Source organism: Pseudomonas defluvii, assembly GCF_001695625.1.
Classification (GTDB): domain Bacteria; phylum Pseudomonadota; class Gammaproteobacteria; order Pseudomonadales; family Pseudomonadaceae; genus Aquipseudomonas; species Aquipseudomonas defluvii.
In genome coordinates this window covers 1-8,050 of sequence record NZ_MBPN01000155.1, presented here as the reverse complement: position 1 = coordinate 8,050, position 8,050 = coordinate 1, and the positions used below count along the sequence as shown (strand labels likewise).

Annotated in this window: 9 protein-coding genes and 1 pseudogene; 7 read left to right on the top strand and 3 right to left on the bottom strand. The window is 59.2% G+C overall.

What is annotated here, in order from left to right:
* Positions 1–562: 562 nt before the first annotated feature.
* Both EKA13_RS24825 and def read left to right on the top strand, forming a co-directional pair.
* Entirely contained in the window at positions 563–1,519 is a 957-nt protein-coding gene (locus EKA13_RS24825; RefSeq protein ID WP_065761767.1) for a YihY/virulence factor BrkB family protein, read from the top strand.
* Positions 1,520–1,531: 12 nt separating this feature from the next.
* Positions 1,532–2,068: a peptide deformylase gene (gene def, locus EKA13_RS24820; RefSeq protein WP_065761766.1), complete on the top strand. Its 537-nt coding sequence runs from the start codon at positions 1,532–1,534 to the stop codon at positions 2,066–2,068.
* Here the strand turns inward: def and EKA13_RS24815 are convergent.
* On the bottom strand, positions 2,056–2,472 hold the full coding sequence (locus EKA13_RS24815) for a GNAT family N-acetyltransferase (protein WP_065761765.1): 417 nt from the start codon (positions 2,470–2,472) through the stop codon (positions 2,056–2,058). The two genes, def and EKA13_RS24815, sit on opposite strands and share 13 nt — an antisense overlap.
* Before the next feature lie 282 nt (positions 2,473–2,754).
* Here EKA13_RS24815 and EKA13_RS24810 point away from each other — a divergent pair, with 282 nt between their 5' ends.
* Positions 2,755–3,012: a DUF2790 domain-containing protein gene (locus EKA13_RS24810; RefSeq protein WP_065761764.1), complete on the top strand. Its 258-nt coding sequence runs from the start codon at positions 2,755–2,757 to the stop codon at positions 3,010–3,012.
* Between the two features lie 75 nt (positions 3,013–3,087).
* Here the strand turns inward: EKA13_RS24810 and EKA13_RS24805 are convergent, their stop codons facing one another.
* Positions 3,088–4,452 carry an aminotransferase-like domain-containing protein gene (locus tag EKA13_RS24805; protein WP_065761763.1) on the bottom strand — a complete coding sequence of 455 codons (1,365 nt, stop codon included), beginning with the start codon at positions 4,450–4,452 and terminating at the stop codon, positions 3,088–3,090.
* 89 nt (positions 4,453–4,541) lie between these two features.
* Between EKA13_RS24805 and EKA13_RS24800 the strand changes: the two genes are divergently transcribed.
* Positions 4,542–5,495: a threonine dehydratase gene (locus EKA13_RS24800; protein ID WP_065761762.1), complete on the top strand. Its 954-nt coding sequence runs from the start codon at positions 4,542–4,544 to the stop codon at positions 5,493–5,495.
* Between the two features lie 105 nt (positions 5,496–5,600).
* Positions 5,601–6,254 (top strand): LysE family translocator, encoded by a 654-nt coding sequence (locus EKA13_RS24795; protein WP_065761761.1) that lies wholly within the window; start codon positions 5,601–5,603, stop codon positions 6,252–6,254.
* Here the strand turns inward: EKA13_RS24795 and EKA13_RS24790 are convergent.
* Positions 6,212–7,033: a helix-turn-helix transcriptional regulator gene (locus EKA13_RS24790; protein WP_065761760.1), complete on the bottom strand. Its 822-nt coding sequence runs from the start codon at positions 7,031–7,033 to the stop codon at positions 6,212–6,214. The genes EKA13_RS24795 and EKA13_RS24790 overlap by 43 nt on opposite strands.
* A 111-nt stretch (positions 7,034–7,144) precedes the next feature.
* Between EKA13_RS24790 and EKA13_RS24785 the strand changes: the two genes are divergently transcribed.
* Together EKA13_RS24785 and EKA13_RS24780 are read left to right on the top strand one after the other, a co-directional pair.
* Positions 7,145–7,633: a GyrI-like domain-containing protein gene (locus EKA13_RS24785; RefSeq protein ID WP_065761759.1), complete on the top strand. Its 489-nt coding sequence runs from the start codon at positions 7,145–7,147 to the stop codon at positions 7,631–7,633.
* 133 nt (positions 7,634–7,766) lie between these two features.
* A pseudogene (locus EKA13_RS24780) lies at positions 7,767–7,994 on the top strand (SRPBCC domain-containing protein); the annotation flags it as partial.
* Between the last annotated feature and the right edge of the window lie 56 nt (positions 7,995–8,050).

Below are 8,050 nucleotides of genomic sequence, written 5' to 3'. Positions count from 1 at the left end.
TGGAGTTTGCTTGGTATGACGATTATATGAAGGAGGATGCCCTTAGTGTCGCGTCGTTGTTTGCGAAGCGCCGCGAGCTCGATCATCTACTGGCCTTTTTCGAGGAGCGGCTTCCTCACCTGCCTCGTGTCTCTCGATCCATAGACCGGGCTGCTTGAAGGGGGGCAAGCTGGCCGCTTCCAAGGCTTTAGGCGATTGCCAAGGATGCAGGCACCGCGTACTCACGGGCATCTGCGCTGAAGCTATCGCAGGCAAGCCTGCTCCCACAGAAAAAATGCGGTGCTCTGCGCAGATAGCTGTGTGTTGGCTTGCCAACGATGCAGGCACCGCGTGCTCACGGTATCTGAGCTGAAGCCATCGCAGGCAAACCTGCGTCCCACAGCGAGCGCACAGCACGAAAAAATGGAACGTTGAGGGCGCAGTGTGGGTCAATGGGGCGATTGATCTCTTTGCAGTTGCGTTGTGCTGCCTGCCCGTTGCTCATTTAAACTAACGTGAGTTGATCACTGTTACCGCGCACATGGAACCTGCCGATGACTGTCGAGCAGTGACAGGAGACACCATGATATTTCCCGACTTGCGCGGCTTGCCGCTTCACCGTGTGCTGGTGAGAACGGTCCGCGAGTTTCTCAATGATGAGATGTCCACCTATGCGTCGGCACTGGCTTACCAGATGCTGTTTTCGCTGTTCCCCTTCCTGCTGTTCCTGATTGCATTGATCGGGTTCCTGCACCTGCCGGACTTTTTCTCCTGGTTGCGCTTGCAGTCTGAGCTGGTGCTGCCGCCGCAGGCACTGGAGCAGGTCAACCCGGTGATTGACCAGTTGCAGCAGTCCAAGGGTGGGTTGCTCTCGATTGGTATTGTTGTTGCGTTGTGGACGGCATCGGCGGGCGTACGGTTGATGATGAGTGCGATGAACGCGGCCTATGATGTGGTCGAGCAACGGCCTATCTGGAAGCGTTTTCCGCTGTCGATCATCTACACCGTGGGCATTGCCGGTATGTTGCTGGCTGCCGCTGCCTTCATGGTGCTCGGGCCGCAGGTGATGGCCTGGGTCGCGTCGCAGGTGGGGATGGAGGACTTCATCGTTACGCTCTGGATGGTGCTGCGCTGGCCGGCCATTGTCATTTTGTTGATGGTGGCGGTGGCATTGATCTATTACGTGATGCCAGATGTGAAGCAGAGATTCCGTCTGATCACACCGGGTTCGGTGTTGGCGGTAGTGGTATGGATCATTGCGTCTCTGGGCTTTGGTTATTACGTCAAGACCTTTGCCGATTACAACGCCATGTACGGCAGTATCGGTGCGATCATTGTGCTGTTGCTGTACTTCTATATCTCGGCGGCGGTGTTGCTGTTGGGCGCAGAGATGAACGCGGTGATCGACCATATGTGCGAGGAGATCAGCACCCTCGGCAAAAAGGCGTTTACCGATGACGATCATAGCCATGATAAAAAGCATGTTTCCGGACTTGGTCGCGATCATTCGCTCCAGCCTGAATCCGATCCCGAACGTTGAGTCGAATGCCCCATGATTCGTGAAATCCTGAAAATGGGCGATGAGCGCCTGTTGCGCATCGCACAACCGGTGCCAGCTTATCTGTATGGCAGCCTCGAGTTGGAGCAGTTGATTGCTGACATGTTCGAGACCATGCGCCATGTTGGCGGGGTCGGGCTGGCTGCACCTCAAATCGGTGTTGACCTGCAGTTGGTCATCTTTGGTTTCGAGCGCAGCGAGCGTTACCCGGATGCCGAGGCCGTGCCGCAGACCATCCTGCTCAACCCGGTGATCACACCGTTAGGCACTGAAGTCGAGGACGGTTGGGAAGGGTGCCTGTCGGTGCCGGGTCTGCGTGGTGTAGTACCGCGCTATACCCGTATTCGTTATGAAGGCGTTGACCCTCAGGGCATGCCGATTCAGCGAGTGGCTGAAGGCTTCCATGCCCGCGTGGTGCAGCATGAATGCGACCACCTGATCGGTCGGCTGTACCCTTCGCGCATTCACGACTTCGCCAAGTTCGGTTACACCGAGGTGTTGTTTCCAGGCTTGGTCGATCAGGACGATTGAGGCCGAACCATCGCCAGCAAGGCTTTGCTGCGTTGATAGCGCACCAGGCGGTCCGCCAGTGGGGCGGGCAACGTGTGGGCTGATGCAAAGCCCAGCCGAGCGTAGAACGCCTGCAGATCAGGATGACAGAACAACCAGACGCTGCCTTCCTCTTGGCGCGTTGCCGTTTCTATCAGGCCCCGGGCAATGCCCTGCGCACGCCATTCTGTGCCCACCAGTAATCCGGTCAACCAACTGCCACCGGGCACCGCCGTAAGGTTCAGCGCGGCGATGAGCTGTGGTGCGCGTGCAACCCAGTGTTGCCCGCCGGGAGCCGCACGCATCGATGAACCCTGGCTTTTGTAGAATTTATTCAGCAGTGGCTGCTCAAGGGCAGGCAGCAGGCAGTAGTGGATCTGAGGCACGATGGGTTTCCACGCAAGGCTCTATCTCGCGGTTTTACACCAGGGGTGTCGGCCCGTCGAGCCCTGTGCAAGGTGGTTATTGTTACGGAATCGGTAATAGTGAATGTACGGCTTCGGGATTTAACGACGGAAGTTGCGCTGTAAACTAAGCACATCCCAAACAAAATAGTTAATTGGGATCGGTACTTCGTGTTACATCAACCTGTGATGTAACAACTTCTCCCCGCCCATCCGGCGCATGAAGTGAATTTGTTTGTTTGATTGCTTTGCAGGCCAACTAACATGAAAAAATTACTTGCATTCGCCTTGATCGGTTTTTCTACATTTGCGCTGGCAGATGAAGTTGAAACGGCAGCCGCTCAACCTGTTGCCGAGCAGTATGATTACTCGCAAAACCTCGATATTGCCAAGGTAATCAGCCTGTCGACCCTGCCAAATGTGTGTGAAGTCGTGCCAGCAACCATGACTTATGAAGACCATCAGGGCCAGCGTCATACCATTGAATACCGCGCCATGGGTGACGGTTGCAGCAACGGTTAATAGGCATTGCCAGATGTTCTCAAGCCCCCGCAGCAGCGGGGGTTTTATTGTTAAGGGTATAAATAACTGCGTTGGTTATGTTGTGCAGGGTTCTTTAATCGGTTTTTGATTGAGCACATGTGCAATACGTTCCAGTGCCTGTTTGAGTACTGCCCGGTCGGTGGCCGCCGAAAGGCTCACCCGAATCGCGGGCAGATCCCCTTGTTTGACGGCAAAGACTTCTGCCGGCACCACATCCACGCCCTCGGCCCGACAGGCCGCCGCCATCACGGCACCAGGTCGCTGCCCGGTGAGCCAGAGATGGGGGGAGGGGGTGCTGTCATCCTGCAGTGCCGCGCCGAGGACCTTGCGCGCCAGGCGCCAACGCTGTGCGATTTCCTCGCGCTGCCAGGCCAGGCGCCGCTCGGCTGTACCGTCGGATAGCCAGCGGTTGGCAATCTGCACGCTGAGCGGCGATACAGGCCAATGGGTCGCCTGGGTATGTGGATCGATCCGTTGCAGCAGCTCAGTGTCGGCCGCAATCCAGCCCAGGCGCAGCCCAGCGCCGACGGTTTTCGACAGGCTGGTCACCAATACACCCTGTCGACCCAGCAAAGGGAAAAGCGGCGGGCTGTCGGTGAGTGCACCGTAGACATCATCTTCAATCAGCAACAATCCATGCTGCCTGACCACGGCGGCGATCTCGCGTTGCCGCTGCGGTGATGGACAACTGCCGGTCGGGTTATGCAGGGTGGGTGTCAGCACCACTACGCGGGCACCGGTGGCGCGGGCCATGCGTTCCAGGTCATCGGGGCGGATGCCGTGCTGATCCAGCGCAACGCCGTGCAAGGGCAGGCGCAACTGACGGCAGGCGGCCTTGATGCCGGGGGCGGTGAGGGCTTCGACCAGTACCGGGTCGCCCGCCTGACACAGCGACAACAGCAGACTGAACAGGCCTTGTTGGGCCCCCGCGCAGAGCAGCACCTGTTGCGGCGAAAGGCTCAGGCCACGGTTACGCAGCCAGGTGGCGCCAAGTGCGCGCCCCAGTAGAAGCTCATCGGCGGTCAGGTAGTGTTCCAGGCGCTGGGTCTGGTTGTTGTCTATCAACGTCTGTAGTGCGCGCTTGACGTCGTCGTTGTGTTGATTGACGGCCGGTACGTTGGTCGACAGGTCGATGCGGGCCGCTTTGCCCTGTTTCAGGCAGAACAGCGTGGCCTCCTTGCTTCCCGCCAGCACGTAGGTGCCCCGGCCAACTTCGCCACTGACCAGATGGCGGGCGGCGGCCTCGCGGTACGCCTGTTGGGTGGTGCTGGGGTTGAGGCCCAGTGCCCAGGCCAGGCGCCGTTGTGGCGGCAGACGATCACCTACCTTGAGTTCACCACACTCGATAGCCTCGGCAATGGCCTCGACCAAGGCCAGGTAGCGTGGCTGGGGGGTGTTGGGCAGGAGCGGTATCCACATGTATTGTCGGCCATGCAATATAAGGTTTTACCCATACAATGCGTGATGACTAAGATCGGGTCAAACCCTGACCCGAGAAGGTGATTGCCATGTTTGATTTACCTGCGCTGCGCGATGCTGTTCGTTTGATCCGCCCCAGCATTCCTGCCACGCCTCAGTATGCCTGGCCGCGTCTGGCCGAGCGCCTGGGTTGTGAGGTGTGGGTCAAGCATGAAAACCATGCCCCTACCGGTGCATTCAAGGTTCGGGGCGGCCTGCTTTATGTTCAGGCGCTGTTGGCGACTTCACCCGGTGTTCGGGGGCTGGTCACCGCCACGCGCGGTAACCATGGGCAGAGCCTGGCGCTGGCGGCACGTAATGCCGGGTTGCCGATCATTATTGTCGTCCCCGTGGGCAACTCGCGGGAAAAGAACGCAGCCATGCGGGCCCTGGGCGCCCAGTTGATCGAGTTCGGCCAGGATTTCGATCAGGCGCGCAGTGAGGCGGCCCGGTTGGCACGAGAACTGGGCTATGAGCTGGTACCGGCGTTTCATCCGGAACTGATCCGCGGCGTCGCCACCTATGCGTTGGAGCTGTTCGAGGGCGTTGACCAGCTGGATTGTATCTACGTGCCCATCGGTATGGGGTCGGGGATTTGTGGCCTGATTCGCACCCGTGATCTGCTGGGCTTGCGCACCGAGATCGTCGGTGTGGTGTCAACGCAGGCCGATGCCTTTGCTCAAAGCCTTGAGCAGGGTTGTATCGTCACCACCGAGAGCGCCGATACCTTTGCCGATGGCATGGCTTGCCGTATGCCGCAGCCTGAAGCGTTTGAAATTGTGCGTGCGGGGGCTGCACGGATTGTGCGGGTCAGCGACGAGGAAATCGCCGAGGCGATGCGGGTTTTTCATGAGGACACGCACAATACTGCGGAAGGCGCTGGAGCTGCAGGCCTTGCGGCGTTGGTGCAGGAGCGTGAGCGGCAGCAGGGGCGCAAGGTTGCCGTGATTCTCAGTGGGGCGAATGTCGACCGTGAACGCTATGCCCAGGTGCTGGCGGGTTGAGTTGCCGTCTCTGAAGCGCTTGTGACCAGGCAATTTTTTCCAATACGCAGCGGATGCAACAGGGTTTAATGAGCGCCTGTTTGCAATACCTGTAATGGACGGTTCATGCCTTTTTCCAATGGATTTCTTCTGAGTTTGTCACTGTGTCTGGATATCGGTGTGGCCAACATCGCCATGATCACTCTGGCCATGCGTCGCGGTTTTTTTCAGGGCTTCTGGCTGGGTTTGGGAACCTGTATCGGCGATCTGCTTTATGCCGTGGCCGCGCTGGCGGGAATGACGGTACTGTTGCAGTACACGGCAGTACGTTGGGTGTTGTGGGTGGGGGGATCGCTGCTGCTGGTGTGGTTCGCTGTAAGGATGCTGGTCACTGCCTTACGGGGGGATGCGCACTTGAACACCAGTGATGAGGTGGTCGTGGAGTCACCGTGGCGTGAGTTCATGCGCGGTGTTTTCCTGGCCATGTCCTCACCTAGCGCGATTCTCTGGTTCGCTGCGGTAGGCGGTGTACTCATCTCGCGCTCTGGCGGCGGCAGCCTGCTGGAGGCTGGCGTGTTCCTGGCCGGCTTCTTCGCTGCCGGGGTGCTCTGGAGCCTCTCGTTGTGCCTGGTCGCCAGCCACGGCGGGCGTTTGCTTGGCGACCGTTTACTGACCTGGTCGTACCTGGCGTCGGCAGGGATCTTCTGCTATTTCGCGGTGTACGTGATCGTTTCCGGTTACCGCGAGTTTATCCTGGCGGTGCCCGCAACCGCCCTGTGAGCCATCCAGTAAGTGTGGGGTGTCAGGCCTTGCGTCCGGCGAAAGGCGTTGATGAAGTGGCTTTGATCATAGAAACCCAAGGTTGCCGCCACCTCTTGTGGATGCAGGCCGCCGCGTAGATGCCGACGTGCCTCGCTCAGGCGCAGTTGCATGTGATACTGCAGTGGTGCCAGCCCGGTGGCCTTTTTGAAGCAGCGTACAAAATGGTACTTGCTCAAGCGAGCTATGCGGGCCAGTTCATTCAGCTCCAGGCGTCGCCACAGGTGTTCACGCATGAACTGTACGGTGTGCAGGACTGCACTGCGTTGTTCGCCGGGTGTGCTCGAAGGCTGTTCAAGCAATTGGTTTAGCAGGTTGATCAGCGCCTCTTCGTCCTCCTCTGGTGATTGCGCACGTACGCGCGCGAAGTCGACGATGGCCTGGAACAGCCCAGGGTGTTGCAGTACCCCTTGGTCGAAGCTCGGGCAGCCGTTGGGGTGATCAAGGTTGTTCTCGGCAATGACGCGCGCCAGGGCTTGGGGCGACAGGTGCAGGCTGATGTACTCGACCCCGCTTGGGCCGAACGCCGAACCCTGGACGGCCAGCGGGTTGTACACCGTCACTTGGCCGGGATTGACGTCCAGGCTACGACCATCTAGCCAGATGTGCTCATCGCCTTGAAGGTTGGCGCTCAGCACATACTCATCGTGGGTATGTCGTGGAAAACTGGCCGCCTGGGCCTTGACCCAAGAGGCCTCGACCAGGCCGCAGGCATGCAGGTGTTCGGTGATCAGGGCCATGGCTGGTTTCCCGGAACGGACAATGCGGCTACGCTAGCCCAGAGGCATGGCCCGGTGCAATGAGGGCAGTGGCCATGACGTGCAATGCTCAACCTGTATGGAGGCACAGCTATGTCGACCCTGAAGGACGCCGGGTTTGCACCGGCGCGTTATGAAAATGGCCGTGCGTTCACCATTGCCGGGCTTGGCGAGCGTTACACCCAGCAGACCCTGCAGGGCATTCCGGTACTCTGGCAACGCTTTGCCCACCATATCGGCAAGGTGCCGGGGCAGGTCGGTCACGACACCTATGGCCTATGCTGCAATCCTGATGGTCAGGGTGGTTTCGAGTACATCGCCGGGGTCGAAGTGACGAGTACCGAGGCGCTGGCGCAGACGTTCCGCTGGTACGCCTTGGCGCCACAGCACTATGCCGTATTTGAGCACCGGGGGGCGATATCCGCTATTGGCCAGACGTTCGAGCGGATCTGGAAGGAGTGGTTGCCAGGTTCGGGTGAGCAGGCCGCCGATGCGCCGGAGTTCGAGCGTTACAGTGCTGATTACGATCCGGGCAGCGATAACAATGTGGTTGAAATCTGGCTGCCACTGAAAGCCCGGTAGTCGAAGCGTTCTGGGAGGCATTTTCGCTGCATGGGCTGCGTGTACATCAGCCTGTTCAGTGCGTGAGTTTCAACCTTGGTCGCTGAGGAGAACAACACGATGAGCCCTCTAACGCCTGATCCGGGCAGAGTGGCTTTGGCTTACCGATGCCTTCGGGCCGGGGTGGGTGCCATCGACCAAGGCCTTCATGACGACCGTGGTGACGTTCGAGGAGTTCCACGGCAAGACGCTCTATACCGCCCGTGCCTGGCACTGGAATGCTGCAGATTGCCAGGCCCATGATGACATGGGTTTTCATCGCGGCTGGGGGGAAAGTGTCGAGCGCTTGGTGGCGCTTGTTACCGATCAGATGCCGGATTGACACCAACTGCCTGGACGGCGCTTTTGCGTGCGCCGTCCAGGCCAGTAGTCTGGGCT

Excerpts from the sequence above, each read along its gene's own strand:
- EKA13_RS24790 (WP_065761760.1), bottom strand. The coding sequence starts at position 7,033 with ATGGCCCTGATCACCGAACACCTGCATGCCTGCGGCCTGGTCGAGGCC.
- def (WP_065761766.1), top strand. The coding sequence starts at position 1,532 with ATGATTCGTGAAATCCTGAAAATGGGCGATGAGCGCCTGTTGCGCATC.
- EKA13_RS24825 (WP_065761767.1), top strand. The coding sequence starts at position 563 with ATGATATTTCCCGACTTGCGCGGCTTGCCGCTTCACCGTGTGCTGGTG.
- EKA13_RS24795 (WP_065761761.1), top strand. The coding sequence starts at position 5,601 with ATGCCTTTTTCCAATGGATTTCTTCTGAGTTTGTCACTGTGTCTGGAT.
- EKA13_RS24805 (WP_065761763.1), bottom strand. The coding sequence starts at position 4,452 with ATGTGGATACCGCTCCTGCCCAACACCCCCCAGCCACGCTACCTGGCC.
- EKA13_RS24785 (WP_065761759.1), top strand. The coding sequence starts at position 7,145 with ATGTCGACCCTGAAGGACGCCGGGTTTGCACCGGCGCGTTATGAAAAT.
- EKA13_RS24800 (WP_065761762.1), top strand. The coding sequence starts at position 4,542 with ATGTTTGATTTACCTGCGCTGCGCGATGCTGTTCGTTTGATCCGCCCC.
- EKA13_RS24810 (WP_065761764.1), top strand. The coding sequence starts at position 2,755 with ATGAAAAAATTACTTGCATTCGCCTTGATCGGTTTTTCTACATTTGCG.